The following is a 25161-nucleotide window of genomic DNA, read 5'->3' as shown; positions in this document are numbered from 1 at the left end:
GAAAAAGTCTTTGCTTCGCTACATCGCCTCGCGGGCCGGCGGCATGCTCGTCGTGCTCGCCATCGTGGCGGTGCTCGTCTTCGTGCTCACGCGCGCGGCCTCGGGCGATCCGGTCTCGGTGCTGCTGGGCGACCAGGCCACCGCCGCCGACATCGCTCGCGTGCAGAAGGAATACGGCCTCGACAAGCCGCTGCCCGTGCAGTTCGGCTACTGGCTGCGCGAAGTGCTGCAGGGCAACCTGGGCACCTCGATCTTTCTGCAGCGCCCGGTCACGCAGGCGCTGTGGGAGCGCGCCGAGCCCACCACGCTGCTCGCGCTGATGGCCGTGGCCATCGCGGCGCTGATCGGCGTGCCTTGCGGCATCGTCTCGGCCGTGTTCCGTGGGCGCGTGGTCGACCAGCTCTTCACCGGCATCGCGATGCTGGGCGCCAGCATTCCGAGCTTCTGGCTCGGCATCGTGCTCATCCAGATCTTTGCCGTGTCCTTCGGCTGGTTCCCGGTGTCGGGCTACGGCGCGCCCGACGCGGCGCTGGCCGAGCGGCTGCATTCGCTGGTGCTGCCGGCGGCAGTGCTGGGCCTGTTGAACTCGGCGCTCATCATCCGCTTCACGCGCGCTTCGATGCTCGATGTGCTGGGCGAAGACTACGTGCGCACCGCACGCTCCAAGGGCCTGAGCGAAAGCGTCGTCGTGCTGAAGCACGCGCTGCGCAATGCGCTCGTGCCCATCGTCACGGTGATCGGCCTCACGGTCGCGCTGATGATCGGCGGCGCCGTCATCACCGAGACCGTGTTCGGCCTGCCCGGCGTGGGCAACCTCGTGGTGAGCGCGGTGCTGCGCCGCGACTATCCCGTCATTCAGGGCGCGCTGCTGGTGATCGCGGCGATCTACGTGCTGATCAATTTCTCCATCGACCTGCTGTACGCGGTGGTCGACCCGCGCGTGAAGGTCTGAAGAGAAACACCATGCAAATGCCAAGAATGCTCCGCCAGCTGATGCACCGTCGCATCGTGATGGTCTCCGCGCTGGTGCTGCTGGTCATCGCCATCCTGGCGATCGGCGCGCCGCTGTTCGCCTCGGCCGACCCCAACGACACGGCCGTGCTGCAGCGCCTGAAGGCGCCGAGTGCCGAGCACCTGCTGGGCACCGACGAACTCGGGCGCGACATGTACTCGCGCATCGTGCACGGCGCGCGCTACTCACTCGCCATCGCCGCGCTTACGGCATTGGGCTCGGTCATTGCCGGCACCGTGCTGGGCCTGATGGCCGGCTTCTTCCGTCGGCTCGACACGCCGTTGATGCGCGTGGTCGACGCGATGATGTCCTTCCCCGACATCCTGCTGGCCATCGCGCTGGTGGCGATCCTCGGGCCCTCGCTGGTCAACACCGTGCTGGCGCTGGTGCTGGTCTACACGCCACGCGTGGCGCGGGTGGTGCGGGCCTCGACGCTGGTGGTGCGCGAGCTGCTGTTCGTGGAAGCGGTGCGCGCACTGGGCGTGCGCACCTCGCGCATCTTGTGGCGGCACATCCTGCCGAACCTGATGTCGCCGATCCTCGTGCAGGTGTCGTTCATTTTTGCCTACGCCATCCTGGCCGAAGCGGGCCTGTCGTTCCTCGGTGTCGGCGTGCCGCCCGAGATCCCGACCTGGGGCACCATGGTCGCGGGCAGCCAGCAGTACGCGCACCAGGCCTTCTGGGTGGTGCTGTTCCCGGGGCTCGCGATCATCTTCACGGCACTGTCGCTGCAACTGCTGGGCGACGGCGTGCGCGACCTGCTCGACCCCAAGCTCAAGAAGACCTCGTGATGACGAACGCCTCCCACAACACACCGCGTCTCACGGTCAGCAACCTGAGTACCAGCTTCCCTACCGAAGACGGCCTCGTGCGTTCGGTGGCCGACGTGAGCTTCTCGATCCAGCCCGGCAAGACCACCGCGCTGGTGGGCGAGTCGGGCTCGGGCAAGTCGGTCACCAGCCTCACGCTGATGCGCCTGTTGCCCAAGACCGCGAACGCGCAGGTCAGCGGCACCGCGTCGTTCGTGACGCGCGAAGGCAAGTCGCTCGACCTGCTGCAGATCGGCGAACGCGAGATGCGCTCGCTGCGCGGCAACCAGTTGTCGATGATCTTCCAGGAGCCGATGACCAGCCTGAACCCGGTCTTCACCATCGGCGAGCAGATCGCCGAGAGCGTGCGGCTGCACAAGGGGCTGGACCGCAAGTCGGCGCTGGCCCATGCGCTGCGCATGCTGGAGCTGGTCGAGATACCGGCTGCCGCGCAACGCATCCACGAGTACCCGCACCAGCTCTCGGGCGGCATGCGCCAGCGCGTGATGATCGCGCTGGCCATGGCCTGCGACCCGACGCTGCTGATCGCCGACGAGCCCACCACCGCGCTCGACGTGACCATCCAGGCGCAGATCCTTGAACTCATGCGCCGGCTGCAGGCCGAGACGGGCATGAGCATCCTCTTCATCACCCACAACCTCGGCGTGGTCGCGCACCATGCAGACGACGTGGTGGTGCTGTATGCGGGCCGCGTGGTCGAGAGCGCGCCCGTGCGGCCGCTGTTCGCGCAGCCCGAGCATCCGTACACGCAGGGCCTGCTGGCCTGCCTGCCGGGCAAGGCGCGGTTGCCGGGGCAGCCCAAGCCCAAGCGCCTCTTCGCGATTCGCGGGCAGGTGTCGAGCCCGCTCGCGCCGCCGCCGGGCTGTGCCTTCGAGCCGCGTTGCGATCAGGCGCTGGCGGGTTGCAAGGATGCGATGCCGCCGCTGATCGACATCCGGCAAGACCGCCAGGCGCGCTGCATTCGCGTGCAGCCGGATCAATTGCTGGCGAGGGCCGCATGACCCGCGCATCGCTCCCGTCTTGCTCCTTCCCCTCCCGGGGGAAGGCTGGGATGGGGGCAAGCGGCGTTCGTTCGGCGCAGTGCTTCATCAAGTGCCGTCGTGCCCCCGCCCCAACTCTCCCCCGGAAGGGGAGGGAGCCAAACCCCAAAAGCCCACGACCAAATAGCCCACGATGACCACCGCAGCTCCCCTCATCGAAGTCCGCGGACTCAAGAAATACTTCGGCAGCAGCGACCGCCCCGTGCGCGCGGTCGACGATGTGTCGTTCGCCATCCAGCCCGGCGAAACGCTGGGCCTCGTCGGCGAATCCGGCTCGGGCAAGAGCACCATCGGCCGCACCGTGCTGCGGCTGCTCGAGCGCACCGAAGGGCAGGTGCTCTACCGGGGCGACGACATCGGGGCGCTCTCGGGCGAGCGCATGCGCAAGCTGCGCAGCAAGCTGCAGATCATCTTTCAGGACCCGTACGCCAGCCTCAACCCGAAGATGCGCATCAGCGCCATCCTGGGCGAGGCGCTGTCCACGCACGGCCTGCACAAGGGTGCGGCGGCACGCGACAAGCGCATCGCCGAGCTGCTCGAAACCGTCGGCCTGCGCGCCGAGCATGCGAGCCGCTTTCCGCACGAGTTCTCGGGCGGCCAGCGCCAGCGCATCGGCGTGGCGCGCGCACTGGCGGTCGAGCCCGAGTTCATCGTGGCTGACGAGCCGCTGTCGGCGCTCGACGTGTCGATCCAGTCGCAGGTCATCAACCTGCTGGCCGACCTGCGCGAGCGCCTGGGCCTGACCATGCTCTTCATCTCGCACGACCTCGACGTGGTCGAGTACCTGTGCGACCGCGTGGTGGTGCTCTACCTGGGCAAGGTGATGGAAGTGGCCACCACCGACGAGCTGTTCGCGCGCCCCTCGCACCCCTACACCCAGGCGCTGCTGGCCGCGAGCCCGAAGCCCGATCCCGAGATGGCCACCGAGCGCATCGCGCTCAAGGGCGACATTCCCAGCCCCATTTCGCCACCCTCGGGCTGCGTGTTTCGCACCCGCTGCCCGCATGCCATCGACATCTGCGCGCAGACTGTGCCCGCGCTCGAAGAAATTTCGGCGGGACACTATCGCGCCTGCCTCCGCAAAGACCTGCTCTCCAACATTGCCGCATGACCATGACCACCACCGACGCCGCCGCCAAGGACTTCCAGGACCCGCTGCTGGGCAGCAACTTCAAGGGCTACCCGCGCACCCAGCCGCCGCGCCGCCGCAGCGAGATCGGCCAGGCAGGCTGGAACGTGCTGGCCGGCGACCTGCCGCTGCCGCTGGCCATGCTCAAGCGCGAGGCGCTCGAACACAACCTGGCGTGGATGCAGGCGCGCGTGCGCGAATGGGGCATCGATCTCGCACCGCACGGCAAGACGACGATGTCGCCGCAACTCTTCCGGCGCCAGCTCGATGCGGGCGCCTGGGGCCTGACCTTCGCCACCGTCACGCAACTGGCCGTGGGCGTGGCCGCCGGTGCGCGCCGCGCGCTCATCGCCAACCAGGTGGTGAGCGACGAAGACCTGGCCGGCATCCAGATGCTGCTGCGCGCGCATGCCGACCTGCGCATCGTGTTCCTGGTCGATTCGCTCGCGCAACTGGCGCTGATCGAAGACTGGACCAAGCGCGAGCCCGCCAGCGTGCCCTTCGACGTGATGATCGAGATCGGTGTCGATGGCGGCCGCACCGGCTGCCGCACGCATGAGGAAGCCATCGCGCTCGCGACCCGGCTGCGCGCCAGCGACGCCGTCAAGCTCGTGGGCATCGAGACCTACGAAGGGCAGGGCGCCACCGGTGCCAGCGAACCCGACACGGCCTATGCCAACACGCTGATGGACCGCGTGGAAGCGGTGGCGCGCCACTGCGACACGAACAAGCTCTTCGAGACCGATGAGGTGCTGGTCTCGGCCGGCGGCTCGGCCATCTTCGACCTCGTGGCCGGGCGCTTGAAGCCTGCATTGGGTGCGCCGGTGCGCGGCCTGCTGCGCTCGGGCTGCTACGTCACGCACGACCACGGCTTCTACAAGCGCATGGTGAACGCGGTGGACGAGCGCCTGGGCTGCGGCTGCGGCGAGGGCCTGACACCGGCCATGGAAGTCTGGGCCACCGTGCAGTCGCGTCCCGAGCCCGGCCTGGCGATTCTTGCCGTGGGCAAGCGCGACATCTCCTTCGACCTGTCGATGCCCGTGCCGATCGCACGCGCGGCGCGTGGCGCGCTGCAAGCGCAGGCCGTGCCCGCCGGCTGGAAGATCACCGCGCTGAACGACCAGCACGCCTACCTGCGCTGGGATGCCACCGAAGAGGCGCAGGCCCCGGCCGTGGGCGACCGCGTTGGCCTCGGCATTTCGCACCCCTGCACCACCTTCGACAAATGGCACTGGATGCCTGTCGTCGAACAGGATTACCGCGTGAGCGACGCCGTCGCCATGCACTTCTGAACCCGGACCCGATGACTCCTTCACTGCTTCAGAAAATCGCGGAAACCCGCAGCGGCGCCCCGGCGACGCGGCGCGCGATTCTCGACCTGATCCTCGAAGACCCGGACCGCGTGCTCGAAGAAAGCTTCGAGCAACTGGCCGAGCGTTCGCGCAGTTCGGTGCCGACCATCATGCGCACCTGCCGCGACCTCGGCTTTGCCGGGCTGCGCGAGTTCAAGCTCGCGCTCGCGCAGGAACTGGCGCTGGGCGGCTCGCCCCTCCACCGCCGCGTCAACATCGAGGACGCGGCCGACGAAGTGGTCAGCAAGATCGCGCGCAGCGCGGCCGCCTCGGTCTCGGGCGTGCGCGGCCAGCTCGACATGCAGGTGCTCGACGGCGCCGTGGCGGCCATTGCCGCCGCGCCGCACGTGGACCTGTACGGCGCCGGCGCGACCTCGTGGTTCATGGCCAACGACCTGCAGGCGCGGCTGTTCCGCCTCGGCATTTCGGCCAACGCCTGGGCCGACTACCACCTGCAGCAGGTGGCCGGCGCGGCGCAGCGGCCCGGCGGCGTGGTCATTGCCATCTCGCACGTGGGCGGCATGCCTTCGCTGCTCGATGCGGTGGACATCGCGCGCGGGCAGGGCGCCAAGGTGGTCGCGCTCACGCGGCCCGGCACGGCGCTCGCGGCCAAGGCCGACTTTCTGCTGGGCCTCTCGGTGCCCGACGACGCGGTGATGCACGTGGGCATCGATGCCTATTTGACGCACCTCACCGCCATCGAAATCCTGACCGTGCTGGTGGCCCAGCGCCGTGGCGAGCCCGCGGTGCAGCGCCTGCAGCGCGCACGCGAAGCCTTCCAGCGCCACGGCATCGATGCCACCACGCATCCGCTGCAAAGCTGGGACGGCGGCGGCATCAACGAAGGAGGACGCGCATCGTGAGCGACCCCAACAAAGCCATCCTGCTCGAAGCCGGCCTCGTGGTCGACGGTTCGGGCGGCCCCTCGTGGCCCGGCGACGTGCTGCTGCAGGGCGACCGCATCCTTGCGCTGGGCGAAGGCCTGCGCGCGCGATTGCCCGAAGGGCTCGCGCTGGCCGACATCGAGATCGTCGATTGCCGCGGCAAGGTGATCGCGCCCGGTTTCATCGACGCCCACACGCACGACGATGCGATCGTGCTGCGCGATCCGCTCTGCCTGCCGAAGGTGTCGCAGGGCATCACGACGGTGGTGACGGGCAATTGCGGCATCTCGCTTGCGCCGTATCGCACGCCGCAGTCGAAGCCGCCGCTCACGCTGCTGGGCGCGGAATCTTTCAAACACGCGACCATGGCCGAGTACCGCGCGGCCGTCGATGCGACGCAGCCCGCGCTGAATGTGGCCGCGCTGGTCGGCCACACCACGCTGCGCTTTGCGACCATGGAAGCGCTCGAGCGGCCGGCGAGCAGCGATGAGCTGGCGCGCATGGAAGCGCTGCTCGACAGCTGCATGGCCGATGGCGCGCATGGCATGTCTTCGGGCCTGTTCTACGAAGAAGCCTTTGCCGCGCCGGCCGAGGAAGTGACGGCGCTCGCACGCGTCGTGGCGCGGCACGGCGGCGTGTACGCGACCCATCTGCGCAGCGAGATGCAGCAGATCATCGAAGCATTGCACGAGGCGGGCGACTCGGCCTTCAACGCCGGCGTGCCGCTCGTCATCTCGCACCACAAGTGCGCCGGCCCCGCCAACTGGGGCCGCACCAAGGAAACGCTGCCGCTCATCGAAGCCCTGGCCAGGCGCCAGAAGATCGCGATGGACGTGTACCCCTACGTGGCCGGCTCCACCGTGCTGCGCGAAGACCTGGTCGATGGCGTCATCGACGTGCTGCTGACCTGGTCCGACCCGCACCCCGAGATGACGGGCCGCCTGATCTCCGACATCGCGCGCGAGTGGGGCACCACCGAACAAGAGGCCTGCCTGCGCCTGAAGCCCGGCGGCGCCTGCTACTTCCAGATGCAGGAAGAAGACGTGGAACGCGTTATCGCGCACCCGTTCACCATGATCGGCAGCGACGGTCTGCCGCACGACCGCCATCCGCATCCACGCCTGTGGGGCGCGTTCCCGCGCGTGTTTGCGCGCTACTGGCGCCAGCGCAAGCTGTTCACGCTGGAGCAGGCGGTGCACAAGATGACCGGCATGACCGCGCGCAACCTGCGCATTGCCGACCGTGGCCTGCTGCGCGCGGGCAGCATGGCCGACGTGGTGGTGTTCGACCCCGAGACCATCGCCGACACCGCCACCTACGACAAGCCGCACGGCGTGAGCCTGGGCGTGGAGCACGTGTTCGTGAACGGCGTGCTGGCCTATCACGGCGGCGAGCCCGAAGCCCGCGTGCTTGCGCGCGCGGGGCGGATGCTTACGCGCGGGAGCTAGGCACTATCAACCGTTAGGCAAATACCAGGCACACCGGTGTCGGCACTTGCGCGACTTGCACCGGCTGGTCGAGCTTGCCGCTCGCGGGGTCGATGCGCAGGCGCAGGATGGTGTCGCCCTTCTGGCTGAGCGCGTAGAGGTGGCTGCCACCGGGCGCCATCGCCAGTGCGCGCGGAAAGCGCAGGCCCTCGTTCCAGTGCTGCAGCGGCGTCAGCGTGCCGCTGCTCGCATCGATGCGGAAGGCAGCAACGCTGTCGGCCATCGGGTGGTCCGATTTCAACCGGCGGTTGCTGGCGTAGAGGAATTGGCCCGAGGGGTGCATGACCAGCGCCGCCGCGTTCTTCTGGCCGCTGAAGCCATCGGGCACGGTCGCGATGCGCTGGCGCTGCTCTCCCACCTTGCCGCTTGCCGCGTCGTAGCCGAAGCAGGCCACCGTGGCGTCGAGTTCGCTCACGAGGTACAGGAAGCGTTGCGAAGGGTGAAGCGCAAGGTGGCGCGGGCCGCCGCCGGGCTGCGTGGCCGTGCGGCCGAGCAATGCGAGCCTGCCGTCGGCGAGCGTGAAGGCATTGATGCGGTCGCTGCCGAGATCGGTGGCGAGCAGGCGCTGGCCCGAGGCATCGAACAGCACCATGTGCGGATGCGGCGACTCCTGGCGCTCGGCATCGGGGCCGGAGCCGGTTTCCTTCTCGATGCCCGAAACCTTGCCGAGCTTGCCGTCCGCGTCGATCGGCAGCACGTTGTAGGCACCACCGCCATACAGGGCCACGGCCAGCGCGCGGCCGTCGGGCGACACGGCCAGGTGCGCCGGGATCACGCCCGACAGCGACAGCGGCTGGCGGTTGAGCAACGTCAGGCGGCCGCTGCGCTCGTCGATGGCATAGGCCTCGGCCGTGCCAGTGGGCAGGCCCTGGTAGGTGTCGATCTCGTTGATCGCGTACAGGAAGCGCTGGCTGGGGTGCACGGCAAGAAACGAAGGGTTCGCGCTGGCGACCGTTTGCACTTGCGTCCAGCCGCCGTCGTTGACGGCGAGCACGTAGATGCCCTTCGATGCCGGTCCGCCGGCCGTGCCGCCCGGCGCATCGCTGGTGTAGGTGCCGACGTAGGCAAAGCGCGGCGGCAGCGCATGCGTTGCGGCCGGGCTGTTGCGGCTTGCGGCGTCGGGTGTCTGCGCACCGGCGGGAACCAACGGCGTCAATGCGCCAAGGGCGGATGCGCCGCCGATCCACTGCATGACGGTGCGGCGATTCTTGCCGGGGTTGCTGGCGTTGTGGGTCATGGGATTCCTCTCGTCCTCTGGCTCAGGGCCGCACCGACATGGCGTGGTGAAAGATGTTGTTCGGGTCGTACCGGCGCTTCACTTTCTGCAGGAAGCCATAGAGCCCCCGGTCTCCGTAGTAGAGCTGCGACCAGAACGGGTAGGCCAGCATGTCGTTGTCGGGGTAGTTGATGTAGCAGCCTTCGTAGCGCTCGCCGGGGTAGGGCGTGCCGGCGTAGCGCTCGGGCACATCGGGCGTGCCGTACACGTCGCGGTAGAAGTCGCTGATCCAGCGCAGGTGGCCGGCGTCGTCGGCGGCGCTGCGCCAGTAGGTCTGGTATTGCAGCTTCATGATCGACGCGCGTTGCGGCACCGCCGTGTCGTTGATGCGCTCGGGCTTGTTGATGGCACCGCCGTACGAGTCCACCTGCACCAGCGACTGGCTCAGATCGACACCGGGCATGACGCGCGTCAGGTGCATGTAGATGCGCTGCGCCTCGCGGGCACTGAAGTTCTGCTTCATGTAGGACGACTTGTACTTGCCGCGCTGGTTGTCGCCCGAGCCGTTCAGGTACTGCGTGGCCGTGAGCCAGTCGTAGCGCGTCACGGTGTGCGGCTTGGAGCACAGCAACTGCCCCGCGTCGCGTTGCGGGGCCGGGCCCACGCCGGGCGCGCGGCCCTTGGCGGGCACCGGCGCGCAGGCCTTGAAGCGGTCGAGGAATTCATTGAGCACCGTCAGGTCGTTGCAGGTGCCGTCGGGGTTGCAGAACTGCGTGAGCATCACGATCTGGCCCGACGAGCGGTGCGTGAGCTTGAGCAGCGAGAACATGCCCCAGGTGTCTGGCGACTTGCCGCGCGTTGCCCAGTACTCGCCATAGGTGGTGAGCAATGCGGTGAAGCGCTCGGGCGTCATGGTGGCCCAGTCGAACGCGACCACCGCCAGTGCCACTTCGCGCGGCGCCTGCGGCAAGGTGTCGAACACATAGCTGGTGATCGCGCCGAAGTTGCCGCCGCCCGCGCCGCGGCAGGCGCGAAAGAGCTCGGGCTCGTGGCTCGCGTCCACGGTGCGCGGCACGACCTTGCCGCGGCTGTCGACCGTCAGGATGTCCACCGCGGAGAGCCAGTCGACCGTCAGGCCTTGCAGGCGCGACAAGAGGCCGTAGCCGCCGCCGCAGATGTGTCCGCCCGCGCCCACCGAGTAGCAGGAGCCGCCGGGCAGCGTGACGTTGCTGCGCTTGTACAGCTCGAGGTATTCGTTCCAGTTCTGCATGCCGGGGCCGATGCGGTAGCGCCCGTCGTTCCTGGCGGCATCGGTGCTGGCCTGGGTGAGCAGGCTCAGGTCGAGGATCGCGCCGTCGGGGTTGTTCGACACGAAGTCTTCATAGCAATGGCCGCCGCTGCGCAGCGTGGGCCGAAGGCCCGCATCGACGATGCGCTGCAACGCGGTGGCGGCATCGCCGGCGCTTTCGGCCAACTCGATGCGTGAGGCCGCATCCGATTCCGTCGCAGGCCATCGCAGGTTGAAGCCCTTTTTCAAGGTGTTGTAGCGGGCATCCTGGCGTGTCACGGTGATGGTCATGTGCACTTTCTGATGGACGTCTTGCGACGGTGGGAACCGGAGGAAGAGGGCACCTGTGGCGCCTCTGGCGGTGGATTGGCGGCGCGGGGCAGGGCGCGTTTTTCGCGGGAAAGGAGCCACCCGCGCGGAAGACCTGAAATGAAATGTTTTTTCTTAATCTCCTTGAATTTGGTCTGAAATCACGGAATTTCGCCAATATTGACGCAAATTCTGCAATTGTTGAAATGTATTTTCACGAAGGTGACGCGATGCCGATGACCTTCGATGCCGAGGTGCGCGGGCCCCCATCCATGGGCATGCGGCACCCGGCAAACCTAAAGTTCTCACGCTCGTGCGAAAAATCAGTCAAACTGCCGAACGCAGGGCGGAGGACACGGAGACAGGAGCGCAGATGGACAAGGACGCCGACGGTCTGGGCGCTGATTTCGAGCTGTGGCAACAGCTCACCGACGACTACGAAAAAGCGCTGGCCGCCCTGGCCCGCGGGGAGCCCGGTGCGCGCGACCTCGCCATGAAGCTCTCGCTGGCGCTGCGCCGGCTGCACCCCGAAACGCCCCGCCTCGGCAGCCCCGACTGAAGCACCTTCCTTGCAGGAAGAACGACCTCGAGCCTTGGCACAGATAGTGCGACGGTGCTGCGTCGGTTGCGAGGGAGGAGTTCATCAGCAGACGGGCAGGCCATCGAGCCGCAGCCCGCGGTAACGCACAACTCCCGGACATCCAGACACTCGCAGGAGCGCGATGGTCGTCATGCGAACGGCGCGCTCTCGTTGTGCATCGAGAGAGTCAGGGAGAGAAAAATGAATGTCAGATGCGCGAAGCGCATGCCGAAGGCGTGCGCGTTCTTTTTGGTGTGGGCCTTGTTGGGCGGATGTGGTGGCGGCGGAGGCGGGGGCGGCGCCCTGCCCATTGCCGTGATGCCCCCGGCACCTTCGCCTCCACCTGCCAGCGCGGCCGAAGCCGCAGCGCCACCCGCAGAGCCCGAACCGACGGCACCGGTCACGGTCATGCCGAACCCGACCGACCCTTCCGAGATCACCCGGTATTCGTCCACCGTGCCCTTCGGTGAAAAGGGCAGCTTCGTGGCTTCCGAGCAGGTGGTCTACCGGCTCGGCACCACCGCGGTGTCCGATGCGCTGAACAAGGACGTGATCTACACCGTGCCGCTGCGTGGCACGGTGAGATACCCGACAGGCGACGCCGCTGCGCCGGGCCTGTCGAAGGTGCGGGTCTCGCCATCGGGCGGCTTCCCGGTGATCGTGTTCCTGCATGGCATGCACGATGCGACGGAACTCAACAACGCCAAGGGCTACGACTACCTGCAGAAGAGCCTGGCCGAGCATGGCTACGTGGCGTTGTCCATCGATGCCGGAAAGATCAACGGGCTCAACAACAGCAACGCCTCCGACGCAGGTGCGTTGGCGCGCGGCCAGTTGCTGATGACCACGCTCGACCTGCTGCGCGCCGGCAATGCCACGGGCGTCTTCAATGGCATCGAGCTGGCGGGGCTCAAGGGCAAGCTGGACCTCGATCGCGTGGGCATCCTCGGGCACTCGCGTGGTGCGGAAGCGGTGGCCTATGCGGTGGAGCTGAACAAGCAGCGCATCGGCATCAGCTACGAGAACGTCGAGACGGCGCGCGAGCTTCGCATGGCCGTTGCATTGGCCATGGCCGAGCAGGCGGCGGCCCAGAAGCGCGTGGATGCGGCCACGGCGGCCTTCAACGCGGCAGCCGCGGAACTGGCGAAGGCAAAGAGCGCACTGGCCGCGTTGCCGGCGGACTCTCCTTCCATCGCGGCCTTCACCCAGACAGTGGCACAGCGCCAGGCCGAATCGCAGCAGGCAAAGGCAACGCTCGATGCCGAGAAGGCCGAACTGGACAAGGCCAGGATCAAGCTCAGGCAGGCTCAAGCGATCCCGCTGAAGAGCATCAACGCAGACAGCACGAAATGGCTGGAGCTGACGACCTCGCCGGATGCGCTTGCATCGTCCGGCATCGTGTTGCCGTCCAGCACCGAAGCGCCACACAAGCTCCGCGCGGTTTTCTCGTTGGCGCCGATCAATGCCAGGCAACTGTCGCGCGTGACCCATGTGCCGTTCGCGACCCTGTTGCCCACCTGCGATGGCGACGTCTACAACATGCCGGGCGCGCAGATCTTCGACGACAGCCGCTACACCGCGCAGGACGAGAGCGCACCGAAGTTCCAGGTGGTCGTGCGGGGCGCGAACCACAATTTCTACAACAGCTATTGGTCGGAGAGCGACGATTCGGCCGGGAGCGCGCCTCTCTATTGCCGCCAGCCCGGGCGGATCGAAACGCTGCGCCTGACTGCAACCGACCAGCGGCGCAATGGCGCCTTCCTGATCGAATCGTTCATGCGCTACTTCGTCGGCGACGAAGTCCAGTTCGCGCCTTACTGGAAAGGGCAGGCGCCCACACCCGTCGCGGGATGCCCTGTGGGCGAGGCCACTTGCGACGAACGCGTGGTGTTGACCATTCATCAGCCGGCGGCGCAGCGCAAGCTGCTCCAGGGCTTTCGCACTGCCGACAGCATGGCGAAGAACCCCAGCGGGTTGCCGACCGTGCTCGAGAAATTCAACCGGATGGTGCAATGCCAGTTTCTGGGAATCCGGGGCTCGCAGATCACACCGACAAGGCCTGTGGCATGCACCGATCCCGTGACCAACATCTCCGTTGCGTCCCTGTTCGGGGAAGGTGAGAAGTACAACTGGCGCAGCTACGACCCGAAGACCTTGCTGATCTGGTCGGTGACGGACCAGGCGCAACTGCAGTGGGATGCGCCCGGCCCGACCATGGCCGTCAACACCGGCGACCTTTCGGCCAAGGGCTTCGACACCCTCAGCTTCCGCGTCGCCGTCGCGGCGCCGGTCGGGCAGGAGGTCGAGGTCTCCATCATCGACACGCAGGACCGCACGGTGGCATTGAAGGGCAGCGATTTCAGCGACGCTCTCTATGGCGTTGCACGCAAGCCCAACGGCTCGATCCCCTTGGTCGATGCGCCGGAAGACGCGATCTACGCAGACACCGGCACCACGCGCCCGCTGCTGAACATGGTGGCCGTGCCGCTCAAGGCCTTCGCGGTGCATGCGGTGGATCTCGAACACATCAAGCAGGTGAAGCTCCGGTTTCCGAAGGCCTCGGGCAGCGTGGCCGTCACCGACGTCCAGTTGCAGCGCATGGACTGACAAGCTGCGAATGAACCCGCTGCGCGCCCATCCCGGTTCCGCTCCTGCGGTCCTCGATGCAGGCTCTGGGCGCCCGCTGCGATTTCATAACACTGCACAAGTCGTCACACGAATGTCACCTTAAGTTCACAGAATCGGGCCGCTTCCGGCGGTTGCGGGCCAAGCCTGCGCTGGCGTGTGTTCAGCCCCTTTCTGTGGACCTTCATGACGAACTCTCATTGGACCCGCGCGCGCATGGCGGGATTGGTCGGCCTCGCGGCCCTGTCGCTCGCAGCCTGTGGCGGCGGTGGTGGTGGCGGTGGTTTCTTTCCGATCGCCGGACCTGTCGCCGGTAACCCCGGAACCCCAGCCAACCCCGACACGCCACCCGTGGCGCTCCAGCCGCTGGCGGGCGGTTCGCAGTACGCGGGCACGGCCAGCTTTGGCGACACCGTTTCCATCACCCTCGACCAGCCGGCCGCCGGCCAGCTCACGCTGCGCTTTGTGGACTCGCGCTTCGGCCTGGCCGGTGCGTTGAGCGCCAGCTACGCCACGCAGCCCGATGGTTCGCTGCTCGCCACGAAGTTCGCGGCCGTCGCGGGCACGGGCGTGCCCGATGCGCTCACCGCCGCACTGCCCAAGCTCAGCCTGCGCTTCCATGTCGACGGCGCACTGCTCAGCGGTTCGCTGGCCCAGGTGCCCAACCTTAAGGCCGCCGACGGCTCGCTGCTGCAGGGCGAGGTGGCGGCGTCGAACCAGGGCGCGGCCGACGTGGCGCGGCTGGCCGGTGTCTACAGCTTCATCAAGCGCACGACGGCCTACAACGCCAAAGGCGTGGCGCAGGGGGCTGCTGCGGCGGAGTTCGGCCAGCTGAACATCAAGGCCGACGGCAGCGTGCGCGCCTGCGTGGGCCAGGCCTATGCCGACAACTGCAGCGCCGGCCAGCCTGGCAAGCTCGCCGCCGAAGCCGACCAGAAGACCTACCCCGGCGCCCTGGCCCTGACCATCGACGGCCAGCGCATCGGCCGCGTCATGGTCAACGCGCAATCGGGCGCGGCCACGCTGCTCGCCGACGAATTCACCAGTGCCGCCGACGGCAGCTTCCGCACCGGCACCTGGGTGCTGCAGAGCGCGGCGGTGGCACTGCCCGCCACGTCGCTCGATGGCGAATGGCTGTGCAGCCAGCCCGAACTCGACGCCAGGACCGGCGCCGCCACCGGCCGCACGCAGCGCAACTTCGTCTCGGTGGGCACCGGCCTGCTGCAGACCGACACCATCGACACCGACGTCAAGCTCAGCGCCAACGCCGGCATCGGCGGCGCGTCGACCTCCACCGTCAGCGGCATGAACGGCCTCGTCGCCGGCCAGTGGAGCGACAGCCAGAAGGCCGGACGCGTGCTGCTGCCCGTGGGCAAGCAGACGGCGTACTACATCGGCACCGGCGCCAGCACGGGCGCTGCTGCGGCCAGCAACATCTCGGGCGTGTGCCGTGCGTTGCCGGTGCAGCCAGTGATCAATACCTACGCGGCGGCGGCTGTCAACGTTCCCATGACCATCCGCATCGGCGACGCCCGCACGACGCAGCCGGCCATCGGCTATGACCAGGTCTATTACAAGCAGGCGCGCTATCGCAACAGCTCCGGTGGTTCCAATGAGTGGAAGAAGGAGTTCGCTGACTTCTGCGAGGCTGCCGGCTTGAGCGACTCGAAGGGCAGCACTGTCATCGCGGGCACCTCGAAGCTCACCGACACCACCACCTTCACCTGCTCTGGAAAAACGGTTGACCAGACCGCGATGAAGTCCGCGGTCGTCGGCCCGCGCGGCGTGCTGTATCTCACCGATGGCCACCACACCCTCACCAGCTTCTGGGACGCACCGGACGGCGGCGGTGCAGAGGTCCGGATTCCCGTGGTGATGAAGGGCAACTTCATGACCCAGAACAACGCGACCTTCTGGCGTGGGATGCGTACGAGCAAGATGGTGTGGCTCAAGCTGCCTGATGGCCGCGCCATCACGCCTGCGGAACTGCCGCAGCAACTGGGCTTGAACAACGGCCTGCAGGACGATCCGTACCGTGCGCTGCTGTACTTCACGCGCGACCTGGGCTACGCCCCGCCCACCAGCACCGACCCCGCCAACCCCATCAGCAGCACTGAGTTCCTGGAGTTCTACTGGTCCGAATGGTTGCAGGCGAGCCCCCAGAACGTGAAGCTGTCGGCCTACAACCTGACCAATGCGGCCAGCTATCTGCAAGCCATTGGCGCGGCATCGGATCTGATGAACCGTGCAGATCCCGCCACGATGATCGGCTCGTCGGGGAAGACCGCGAAGGATATGGGGCAGCTCCCGAAGGCCTATGACCCGGCCGCCCTGGCAGCCCTCTACACATCTGGCGACCCGCTCAAGCCCGGCAAGCTGGCCTATGCGCTGAGCTACCGCGCCTCGCTGGCGGCAAAGTAAACGCCGCATTTCGCGCCACGCGACGCACAACGGCCGGGCTGATGCCCGGCCGTTCTTGTTTGTGCTGCCGCAAGAATCAACGCCTGCGGGATGTCTTGCCTCCTCCAAGCACCGCCATACCGGGTGGGGGCGGCCTGTCGTTCGACCGATCCCTCACTTCACCTGCGCCAGCAACTCGAATTCCGACACCGTCACCGCACCCGGACCATCGATTTCAAGCCGGTACTTCGCATAGGCCTGGCCGTTGTACTTGTCGTTGACGGCGAAGGGGCGGGTCTGCTGGCGCCACGGGAACACTTCGCCCTTGCGTTCGTCCAGCGTGACCCAGGTGGTTCCGTCAGTGGAGGCCTTGAGCCGCCAGTTCTTCGGGTCCTGTGCCGCATCCTGCGTGCCGGAGGTCAGCGTGTAGACCTTGACCGCGCCGCCCGGTTGTCCGGCGCGCAGCGACGCCTCGATCCACGTGCCGTCGGTGCCGCTTTGCCAGGCCGTGCCGGAATCCCGGTCGAAGAGGCTGGACAGCGCGTCGGCCGTTTTCGCCGATACGTCGTAGCTCTGGGTCGGCAGCAGCGACACCAGCGGAGCCGGCTTGGCGTCGCCCTGCGTGATCGAGGTCGGCACGTCGTTGTCGCCCGTACCCCAGGCCGAGGGCCGCGGGCCCATCACGAACTCCAGCGTTGCGCCTTCGGCGATCTCCGCATGCAGCAGGTAGCTGCGCGTGATGTCCTTGCCGTTCAGCCGCAGACTCTGCACGTAGCGGTTGGTGTCGCTCACATCGGGGGCGCTGATGGTGATCCGCTTGCCGTTCTGCAAGTTCACGACCATCTGCGGAAAGTAGGGCGCGCCGATCGCGTACTCCGGTCGGCCCATGCTGACCGGGTAGAAGCCCATGGCGCTGAAGACGTACCAGGCCGACTGCTCGCCGTTGTCCTCGTCGCCGATGTAGCCGCTGCCGTCGGGCACGCCCTTGCTGTCGAGGCCCGAGGTGTAGAGCTTGCCCATCACGTCGCGCAGGTGCTTCTGTCCCTGTGCAGGTGCGCCGGCGTAGTTGTACATGTAGAGCGCGTGGTGCACCGGCTGGTTCGAGTGCTGGTACTGGCCCACGTTCGCAAGTTCGCTGACCCTGCGAGCCTCCTTGATCTCGTGGATCACCGTCCAGTAGCTACCCGGCGCCAGGTAGGTCGGTGCCGCGAAAAAGGTATCGAGGTCGGCCTTGAGCTGCGGTCGGCTGCCGTGCAGGTTGGCCAGGCCCTGGCCGTCTTGCGGCGCCAGGAAAGCGTAGGACCAGGCATTGCCTTCGGTGTACCCATAACCCCAGTCGTCGGGCGTGGTCCGAAGGTCGGTCCATGCGCCCGCGCTGTTCTTCGCGCGGAACCACTTGCCCGCCCAGGTGCCCGAGTTCTCGTCCGAGAACAGCCGGGTGTAGTTCAGCGCGCGGCTCGCGTAGTAGGCCTGGTCGTCGGGCTTGTTCAGTGCCTTGGCCATCTGTGCAATGCCGAAGTCGTTGAGGTTGGCCTCCAGCGACCACGCCACGCTCTCGCTCGACAGCACATCCGATGGCGCATAGCCATAGAAGACCGACCTGTCCGTGCCCTTGCGCCCCTTGCTGTTGTCGCTGCTGTAGACCGATGCATTCCGCAGCATCGAGGCGTACGCCGCATCGACGTCGAAGTTGCGCACGCCCTTCAGGTAGGCGTCCGCGAAGATCACGTCGGAGCTGGTGGCGACCATGCTGTCGCGGTAGTCGGGGCCGGACCAGCGCGGCACCCAGCCGCCGTCCTTGTAGGCATTGACGAAGCCGTCGAGCATCTCGCCCGCCTGCTTGGGCATCAGCAGCGTGTAGAGCGGCCAGGTGGTGCGGTAGGTGTCCCAGAAGCCGTTGTTGACCCAGATCTTGCCGGGCTTGACGGGCAGCGATGGGTCGTAGGGGCTGACGTACGTCGCCTGGCCCTTCACGTTCTCCCAGGCCGAATTCGGATACAGGAAGCTGCGGTACAGGTTGGAGTAGAGCGTGACCTTCTGGTCTTCGGTGGCGCCCTTCACCTGCACGATGTTGAGCTTGTCGTCCCAGGCGGCCTCGGCCAACTGCCTGATGTCGTCGAAGCTCTTGCTGGCGATTTCCTGTGCGAGGTTGTCCTTCGCCTGCGCGACGCTGATGAACGAGGTGGCGATCCGCATGCCGACGGTCTTGCCGGTCTTCTGCGTGTCGAACTGCACCCATGCCGGGAAGCCGGTCGTGCCCTGCACCTTGGCAATCGGCGCGTCGAACTCGGCGTGGAAGTAGAGCGGTGGCGCGTTCTTGTCGCCCACGTAGCTGGCCGTGCCCTCGATCGTGCGCCCGGCCTGGTCGACGTTCAGGCTCCCGCCGCCTTCGAAGAGATCGAACAGCACCGTCATGTTCTGCTGCTGGTCGATGGCGGTGAACCGGAAGTACGCCGCATGGTCGGTCGGCGTGATTTCCGTGCGCAGCCTGTTCTTGCTCTCGCTCTTGCCGAAGATCAGGCTGTAGTAGTGCGCCTTGGCAATCTCGTCGGTGCGTTCGAAGTGCATCGCCCGCCCCTCTTTGTCGAGGATGAAGTCGCCCCGGCTGTCGACTTCGCTGATCGGCATGATCTGCATGGCCTGCCGGTTGCCGATCCACGGACTGGGCATGTGCACGACGCCAAAGCCCATGACTTTGTCGAGACGCACCTCGTTGGCCTCATCCTCGAAGAACTGATAGAACCAGTTCGAATCGTTGCGGTTCACCGGCGTCCAGAAGTTGAAGCCGAAGGGCACGGCGACGGCGGGGAATGTGTTGCCGCGCGTGAAGTCGCCATTGGAGTTGGCGCCACGCAGGGTGTTCACGTAGCTGGCCAATGCCTGCTTGACGAAGGGCGTTTCTTGCGCGATTGGGGCCGCCACGGGTGGTGAGACCTCACCGGGCGGCGCGGTCGTGGGGGTACTGGGGCCAGTGCTGGCGGTGGCGGTGTTGCTGGTGCTGGTGCTGGTGCTGGAAGGCATCGTCGGCCACATCGTGTTCGAGCTGCTTCCGCCGCCGCATGCGACCAGGGACGCCAGTGCAATGGCCAGCGCGAGCCGGCCTGCTGCTTGTAGTTTCATGTGTCTCCCCTTGGGTGGCGCGCACGGGTTCGACGGTGCGCGAGGCAGTGTAGGAACCGATCGCCACGGCGATGCATGTGCATTTCCCGTAGCGAACACGGCGTTCACTGCGCAACAAGGAGGTTGTGCCGGCGCGTCCGGCCGCAGGTTTCAGTCGGAGGTTTCGGCTTCCGCTTGCGCCTGAAACATCCGAGTGAAGTCGCAGCACTCCTGCGCCAGCATCACGATGGAAGAGGTGAGGGCGCTGCGGTGCTCGCCTTTGTGCATCGCCACGTAGTTCACCACCGGCAGCGCGGGCGTCACGTCGATCACCGCGAGCATGCCGGCCGCGACCAGCGGCGACAGGCACTCGCGCGGCAGGTAGCTCACGCCCAGCCCCGACACGGTGAGGCCGGTCAGCGCCACGAGGTTGCTCACCACGATCACGTTGGCGGGCTGCACGCCTTGCTCTTTCATCCACGCGTCGTAGGCGCGGCCGGTGCCCGAGTTGTTGCCCTGCACCAGCATGCGGTGCCGCGCCAGTTCATGCAGCCGCACGGCGCCAGCGCCGGCGGTGGCGGGCACCACGCCGGGCTTGCACATCCATGCGCTTTGCACCTGGCCGATGGCCTTGCTCGGCAGGCGCGAGTCGGCAAAGGTGTCGGGCACGATGACAAGGTCGAGTTCGTCGGCCAGCAGCTTGTCGCGCAGCTGCAGGCTGTCGTCCACGTCGGGTTCGAGGATCACCTTCGGGTAGTGCTGCTGGATCAGCCCGACCAGCCGGGGCAGCCATGTCATGGCCGTGAGCTCGGTCACGCCGATGCGGATGCGGCGCTCCACCACGCCGGGCTTGCCGAACTGCTCGACGGCCGCGTCGCGCTGCTCCAGCAGCCGCTTGGCGAGCACGAACATCTCTTCGCCCTTTTCGGTCAGGCGCGCGGTGCGCTGGCTGCGGTCGAACAGCTCGGTGTCGAACAGCAGCTCCAGTTCATGCACCCGCTTGGACACGGCCGACTGCGAGGTGTGCAGCTGGTTCGCCGCCTGCGCGAAGCCGCCCAGCCGGCCGATCCAGTACAGGGCTTCGAGCTGCTTGAAGGTCATCACGGTGGGCGGTCCTTGGTCAAAAGAATGCTTTTATTCATGTGATTCGATCACAAAAAATCGCTTTTAGAAATTCATCGAGGCGCTGAAGATCCGGGCCAGGCCACCGTCATTGCAAACCAAGGAATACACACACCATGGACTTCAAACTGCCTCTCGCATTCGGATTCGCCCTTGCCTTCACGTGCGCCGCCGCCAGCGCGCAGGACGGCGGCACCCTGCAGAAGATCAAGGAGAGCGGCACGGTCCAGATCGGCGCGCGCGACAGCCAGATCCCGTTCTCGTACAAGCTCAGCGCCGACAGCGCGCCCATCGGCTTCACCAACGACATCTGCCTGAAGATCGTCGATGCCATCAAGGCCAAGCTGGGCCTGCCCAAGATCGAGGTGCGCTACACCATGCTCAACTCGACCAATCGCATTCCGCTGCTGCAGAACGGCACGGTCGACCTCGACTGCGCGACCACCACCAACACCACGCAGCGCCAGGCGCAGGTCGACTTCGCGCCCAGCCACTTCGTGACCAACATCACCGCCGCGGTGCGCAAGAACTCCGGCATCAACACCTTCGCCGACCTCAACGGCAAGAACGTGGCGACCGTCTCGGGCAGCACCTCGATCCAGCTGCTGCGCGGCGCGCGCAAGAACGGCACCATCGAAGTGAACGAGATCGCCGGCAAGGACACCTCCGACGGCTTCCTGCTGCTGTCCACCGGCCGCGCCGACGCGTACGTGCTCGACGACGTGCAGCTCGCCGGCATGATCGCCAGCGCGACCAACCCGGGCGACTACAAGATCCTGAAGGAGTCGCTGCGCCAGGAGCCTTACGGGATCATGCTGCGCAAGGACGACCCGCAGTTCAAGGCGCTGGTCGACCAGACCGTGGCCGGCCTCATGAAGTCGGGCGCCATCGAGCAGCTCTACGCCAAGTGGTTCATGTCGCCGATTCCGCCGAAGAACGCGAACCTGAACTTCCCGATGTCGGACGCGGTGCGCGAGATCTACAAGAACCCCAACAACAAGGGCGTCTGAGCGATGGTTTCCAAGCTGATGAACCGCACCCGTGGCGAGGCCTTCTCCAGCGTGCTGATGCGCGAGGTCAAGCAGCGCTTTCTGCTGGTCGACCATGACCATCACGGCCGCGAGCGGCTGTACTTCGACAACGCCGGCGGCTCGTTTCGCCTGAAGGCGGCGGTCGAGCGCTTCGCGCAGGTCGATGCCATTCCCGACAACGCCGAGCGCATCCACGCCACCGCCGTCGAGCTGCAGGACATCCAGGCCAGGGGCTGCGCCGACCTGCGCACCATCCTCAATGCGCAGGGCGGCAGCGTGTACGCCTCGCTCACCGCATCGGGCGCCATGTTCGACATGGTGCGCGCCATCGCCGAGAACGTGCCGGGCACGAACATGGTCACGACCGTGCTGGAGCACCCGTCGGCCTTCGACGCGATGAGCCTCTATGCCGAACGGCTCGGCCGCGAGCTGCGCGTGGCGCCGAGCAACCCCGTCACCGGCGGCGTCGATGTCGATGCCATCGTTGCGCTGGTCGATCAGGGCACCTGCCTGCTCAACGTGATCTACGCGTCGAACATTTCCGGCGCCAAGCTCGACATCGAAGAGATCGTGCGCCGCGCGCGCGCCGTCAAGCCCGACCTGTACATCGTGGTGGACGCGGTGCAGCACGCGCCGCACGGCCTGATCGACCTGCAGAAGACGCCGGTGGACGGCATCAACATCGCGCCCTACAAGTTCTTCGGCTGCCGGGGCTCGGGCCTGACATGGGTGTCCGACCGCGCGGCCGTGCTGCCGCACCACAAGCTGGCGGGCAAGAAGCCCGACTACTGGGACCTGGGCAGCGCCGCGCCGTGGCAGTTCGCGGTGCTCACCGAGATCGTCGACTACGTGTGCTGGCTGGGCGGGCACTTCACCGACGCCTCCGACCGCCGCGCATTGTTCGTGGCCGGCATCACGCACATCGAGCTGCACGAACGCGCGCTGCTCGCCACGCTGCTGGACGGCACCGCCAACGCCACCGGCCTGCGCGAGATGAAAGGCGTGAACGTCTTCCTCGACCATGAAGACCTGAGCAAGCGCGACCTGATCCTGGGCATCGGCTTCGACCGCATCGACTGCACGCAGGCGGTGGTCGAGTACGGCAAGCGCGGCGTGACGGTCTACGAGCGCGTGGCGACCAGCATCTACTCGAAGCGCATGCTCGAATCCTTCGGCCTGGCGGGCACCGTGCGCGTGTCGCCGCTGCACTGCAACTCGGTGGCCGACATGGAGAAATTCCTGCGCATCACCGCCGAGATCGCGGCTGACATCGGCGTGTCATAAACCGTCATATTCGGTCGGTAGGATGTTTCTCGCCTCCCGCTCACAGGGAGGTGAGGAGCATGAGATTTGGAAATTCGAAAGCTGATCGCGCCGGTGCTGGCCGTGGTGCTGCTGGCGGCGGTCGCGTCCGGTGTCTGGTATTCCAACACCCGCCTGCACGATGAATCGGCCACCGCCGCCGCCGCGCGGATCGAGCAGGACAAACAGGTCACGCTGCGTGGCCTGATCGGCTCCGAAAAAGAGACCTTCTTCGCCGACCCGCGCGTGCAGAAGGCACTGGCCGCGCAGGGCATCACCGTCATCGTCGAAAAGGCCGGCTCGCGCGCCATTGCGAGCCGCTACGACGCCAGCAAGTTCGACTTCGGCTTTCCCTCGGGCGCGCCCGCCGCCGCGCAACTGAAGACGCTGGCCAAGGCGCCGAACGTCTTCAACCCGTTCTACACGCCGATCGTGCTGGCCAGCTGGCGGCCCATCGCCGAAATTCTCGTGGCCAACGGCATGGCGCAAAAGCAGGGCGACTTCTACTACGTGGTCGACCTGCCGGGCCTGATGGCCATGATCGAGAAGGGCACGCGCTGGAAGGAGCTGAAGGCCAGCAGCGCCTTTGCCACCAGCAAGTCGCTGCTCATCAACTCGACCGACGTGCGCACGTCCAACTCGGCCGCGATGTACCTTGCGCTCGCAAGCTACCTGGCCAACAGCCAGCAGATCGTGCAGAGCCAGGAAGACGTGGACCGCGTCATGCCGGTGGTCGCGCCGCTGTTCCTGCGGCAGGGCTTCCAGGAACAGTCGTCGGCCGGCCCGTTCGAGGACTACCTGGCGCTCGGCATGGGCAAGGCGCCGCTGCTGGTGGCCTACGAATCGCAGATGGTCGAGTTCTGGCTGAAGAACCCCGACCGCCTCAAGAGCGACATGGTGCTGCTCTACCCCAAGCCCACCGTCTTTTCGAAGCATGTGCTGGTGCCCTACACGCCGGGCGGCGCGCGGCTCGGCGCGGCGCTCGAGAACGACCCGACGCTGCGCGAGCTGGCGCACGAATACGGCTACCGCACCGGCGGCGACACCAAGGGCCCCGAGACCTGGGCCGCGCGCGGCGTGAAGGTGCCCGACGTGCTGGTCGACGTGATCGACCCGCCCAGCTTCGAGTGGCTGGAACGAATGACCACGGGCATCGAAGCCCGCTTCAAGTAATGAATCAAGGAACCCTCATGAACGCGCCCGTCACTGCAACGAACACCACCACCACGGCCCCCGCGCCGGTCGAACTCCAGCCGCCGCAGGCCTTCACGCTCGAACCGCCGGCCGCCGTCGCGGTGGTGCCGGTGGAATCCGCCAGCGGCAAGGTGCGCCTGAAGCCCGAGGACGTGGCCGAGCTCGACGCGCAGGTGGCGCGCTTCATCGAAGACATCACGCAGCACGACAGCCAGCATCCGCAGTTCAAGGAAGCGGTGGAGCGCATCCATTCGATGGGCACCAAGGACATCGAGGCTTCGGCCTCGGTCTCCAACCGCATGCTCGACCGGCCCGTGGGCTCGCTGCGCAACGGCCTGTTCGACAAGGGCGCGCAGATCGGCCAGTCGCTCATCGACCTGCGCCACCAGGTCGAAGACCTCGATCCCTCGAAGCAGGGCGACCTGTTCTCGGCGCGCAAGCTGCTGGGCCTCATTCCGCTGGGCAACAAGCTGATCGCCTACTTCGAGCGCTACCAGTCGTCGCAGACGCACCTGAACGCCATCATCGAATCGCTCAAGCGCGGCAAGGACGAACTGCTGCGCGACAACACCGCCATCGAGCAGGAAAAGGTCAACCTCTGGACGCTGATGGAGCGGCTCGAAAAATACGTGCACATCGGCAAGGCGCTCGACAGCCAGCTCGATGCCAAGGCGCGCGAGCTGGAGGCGAGCGACCCCGAGAAGGCCCGCGTGGTGCGCGAAGAAATGCTGTTCTATTCGCGCCAGAAGGTCACCGACCTGCTGACCCAACTGGCGGTGAACATCCAGGGCTACCTGGCGCTGGACATGATCCGCAAGAACAACCTGGAGCTGATGAAGGGCGTGGACCGCGCCACCACCACCACCGTGGCCGCGCTGCGCACCGCCGTGATCGTGGCGCAGGCGCTGTCGAACCAGAAGCTGGTGCTCGACCAGATCAGCGCGCTCAACGCCACCACCGGCAACCTCATCGCCAGCACCAGCGAGATGCTGCGCGACCAGAGCAGCGCCATCCACCAGCAGGCGGCATCGAGCACCATCGAGATCGCCAAGCTGCAGCAGGCCTTTGCCAACATCTACCAGACCATGGACACGATCGCCGACTTCAAGAGCCGCGCGCTCGATTCGATGCAGACCACGGTGGACACGCTGACGAACGAAGTTGCCAAGAGCCGCACCTACCTGGACCGCGTGCGCCGCCAGGAAGGCGCGCAGGCGCTGCAGCAGCCGCGCGGCGAGGTCGCACTGTGAGCCTGGCGCGC

Annotated in this window: 18 protein-coding genes; 14 read left to right on the top strand and 4 right to left on the bottom strand. The window is 66.8% G+C overall.

Annotated features, from left to right (window positions below):
* Positions 1-10 precede the first annotated feature (10 nt).
* The 7 genes from ACGLHS_RS29585 to ACGLHS_RS29555 all read left to right on the top strand — a co-directional run bounded on the left by ACGLHS_RS29585 (position 11) and on the right by ACGLHS_RS29555 (position 7695).
* Positions 11-952, top strand: a complete 942-nt coding sequence (locus ACGLHS_RS29585) for an ABC transporter permease (RefSeq protein ID WP_093246181.1) — start codon at positions 11-13, stop codon at positions 950-952.
* A gap of 11 nt (positions 953-963) precedes the next feature.
* Positions 964-1803: an ABC transporter permease gene (locus ACGLHS_RS29580; RefSeq protein ID WP_093246010.1), complete on the top strand. Its 840-nt coding sequence runs from the start codon at positions 964-966 to the stop codon at positions 1801-1803.
* Positions 1803-2843: an ABC transporter ATP-binding protein gene (locus ACGLHS_RS29575; RefSeq protein ID WP_394485383.1), complete on the top strand. Its 1041-nt coding sequence runs from the start codon at positions 1803-1805 to the stop codon at positions 2841-2843. Before ACGLHS_RS29580 ends, ACGLHS_RS29575 begins: the two co-directional genes overlap by 1 nt.
* A gap of 172 nt (positions 2844-3015) precedes the next feature.
* Positions 3016-3993: an ABC transporter ATP-binding protein gene (locus tag ACGLHS_RS29570; RefSeq protein WP_093246007.1), complete on the top strand. Its 978-nt coding sequence runs from the start codon at positions 3016-3018 to the stop codon at positions 3991-3993.
* Positions 3990-5303 carry an amino acid deaminase gene (locus ACGLHS_RS29565; RefSeq protein ID WP_394485382.1) on the top strand — a complete coding sequence of 438 codons (1314 nt, stop codon included), beginning with the start codon at positions 3990-3992 and terminating at the stop codon, positions 5301-5303. Before ACGLHS_RS29570 ends, ACGLHS_RS29565 begins: the two co-directional genes overlap by 4 nt.
* A gap of 11 nt (positions 5304-5314) precedes the next feature.
* Positions 5315-6226, top strand: a complete 912-nt coding sequence (locus tag ACGLHS_RS29560) for a MurR/RpiR family transcriptional regulator (RefSeq protein WP_093246006.1) — start codon at positions 5315-5317, stop codon at positions 6224-6226.
* Positions 6223-7695, top strand: coding sequence for an amidohydrolase family protein (locus ACGLHS_RS29555; RefSeq protein ID WP_394485381.1), 1473 nt, complete (start codon positions 6223-6225; stop codon positions 7693-7695). The genes ACGLHS_RS29560 and ACGLHS_RS29555 overlap by 4 nt, the downstream gene beginning before the upstream one ends.
* 13 nt (positions 7696-7708) lie before the next feature.
* Here ACGLHS_RS29555 and ACGLHS_RS29550 read toward each other — a convergent pair whose 3' ends face one another.
* Together ACGLHS_RS29550 and ACGLHS_RS29545 are read right to left on the bottom strand one after the other, a co-directional pair.
* The gene (locus tag ACGLHS_RS29550) at positions 7709-8971 is read right to left on the bottom strand and encodes a lactonase family protein (protein WP_394485379.1); all 1263 of its coding nucleotides are present in this window, start codon (positions 8969-8971) and stop codon (positions 7709-7711) included.
* A gap of 22 nt (positions 8972-8993) precedes the next feature.
* Positions 8994-10529 carry an FAD-dependent oxidoreductase gene (locus ACGLHS_RS29545; RefSeq protein ID WP_394485378.1) on the bottom strand — a complete coding sequence of 512 codons (1536 nt, stop codon included), beginning with the start codon at positions 10527-10529 and terminating at the stop codon, positions 8994-8996.
* A 391-nt stretch (positions 10530-10920) separates the two neighbouring features.
* Here ACGLHS_RS29545 and ACGLHS_RS29540 point away from each other — a divergent pair, with 391 nt between their 5' ends.
* From ACGLHS_RS29540 to ACGLHS_RS29530, 3 genes are all read left to right on the top strand, one after another.
* Positions 10921-11106 (top strand): hypothetical protein, encoded by a 186-nt coding sequence (locus tag ACGLHS_RS29540; RefSeq protein WP_093245999.1) that lies wholly within the window; start codon positions 10921-10923, stop codon positions 11104-11106.
* A 339-nt stretch (positions 11107-11445) separates the two neighbouring features.
* A complete protein-coding gene (locus tag ACGLHS_RS29535) occupies positions 11446-13734 on the top strand; it encodes a hypothetical protein (protein ID WP_394485377.1) in 2289 nt (762 codons plus the stop codon).
* Positions 13735-13938: 204 nt separating this feature from the next.
* Entirely contained in the window at positions 13939-16173 is a 2235-nt protein-coding gene (locus ACGLHS_RS29530; protein ID WP_394485376.1) for a ParB/Srx family N-terminal domain-containing protein, read from the top strand.
* 153 nt (positions 16174-16326) lie between these two features.
* Here the strand turns inward: ACGLHS_RS29530 and ACGLHS_RS29525 are convergent, their stop codons facing one another.
* Together ACGLHS_RS29525 and ACGLHS_RS29520 are read right to left on the bottom strand one after the other, a co-directional pair.
* Positions 16327-19272 carry a GH92 family glycosyl hydrolase gene (locus ACGLHS_RS29525; RefSeq protein ID WP_394485375.1) on the bottom strand — a complete coding sequence of 982 codons (2946 nt, stop codon included), beginning with the start codon at positions 19270-19272 and terminating at the stop codon, positions 16327-16329.
* 150 nt (positions 19273-19422) lie between these two features.
* A complete protein-coding gene (locus tag ACGLHS_RS29520) occupies positions 19423-20352 on the bottom strand; it encodes a LysR family transcriptional regulator (protein WP_394485412.1) in 930 nt (309 codons plus the stop codon).
* Between the two features lie 137 nt (positions 20353-20489).
* Here ACGLHS_RS29520 and ACGLHS_RS29515 point away from each other — a divergent pair, with 137 nt between their 5' ends.
* The 4 genes from ACGLHS_RS29515 to ACGLHS_RS29500 all read left to right on the top strand — a co-directional run bounded on the left by ACGLHS_RS29515 (position 20490) and on the right by ACGLHS_RS29500 (position 25150).
* Complete coding sequence (locus ACGLHS_RS29515) at positions 20490-21383, top strand: amino acid ABC transporter substrate-binding protein (RefSeq protein ID WP_394485374.1); 894 nt, start codon at positions 20490-20492, stop codon at positions 21381-21383.
* Positions 21384-21386: 3 nt separating this feature from the next.
* Positions 21387-22688: an aminotransferase class V-fold PLP-dependent enzyme gene (locus tag ACGLHS_RS29510; protein WP_394485373.1), complete on the top strand. Its 1302-nt coding sequence runs from the start codon at positions 21387-21389 to the stop codon at positions 22686-22688.
* 66 nt (positions 22689-22754) lie between these two features.
* Positions 22755-23879 carry a hypothetical protein gene (locus tag ACGLHS_RS29505; protein ID WP_394485371.1) on the top strand — a complete coding sequence of 375 codons (1125 nt, stop codon included), beginning with the start codon at positions 22755-22757 and terminating at the stop codon, positions 23877-23879.
* A gap of 17 nt (positions 23880-23896) precedes the next feature.
* Positions 23897-25150: a toxic anion resistance protein gene (locus ACGLHS_RS29500; RefSeq protein WP_394485369.1), complete on the top strand. Its 1254-nt coding sequence runs from the start codon at positions 23897-23899 to the stop codon at positions 25148-25150.
* Positions 25151-25161 lie beyond the last annotated feature (11 nt).

The sequence above is a fragment of the Variovorax sp. VaC1 genome, from assembly GCF_043658315.1.
Lineage (GTDB): Bacteria > Pseudomonadota > Gammaproteobacteria > Burkholderiales > Burkholderiaceae_C > Variovorax.
The sequence above is the reverse complement of the archived record's forward strand: the minus strand, read 5'-3'. Positions and strand labels throughout refer to the sequence as shown.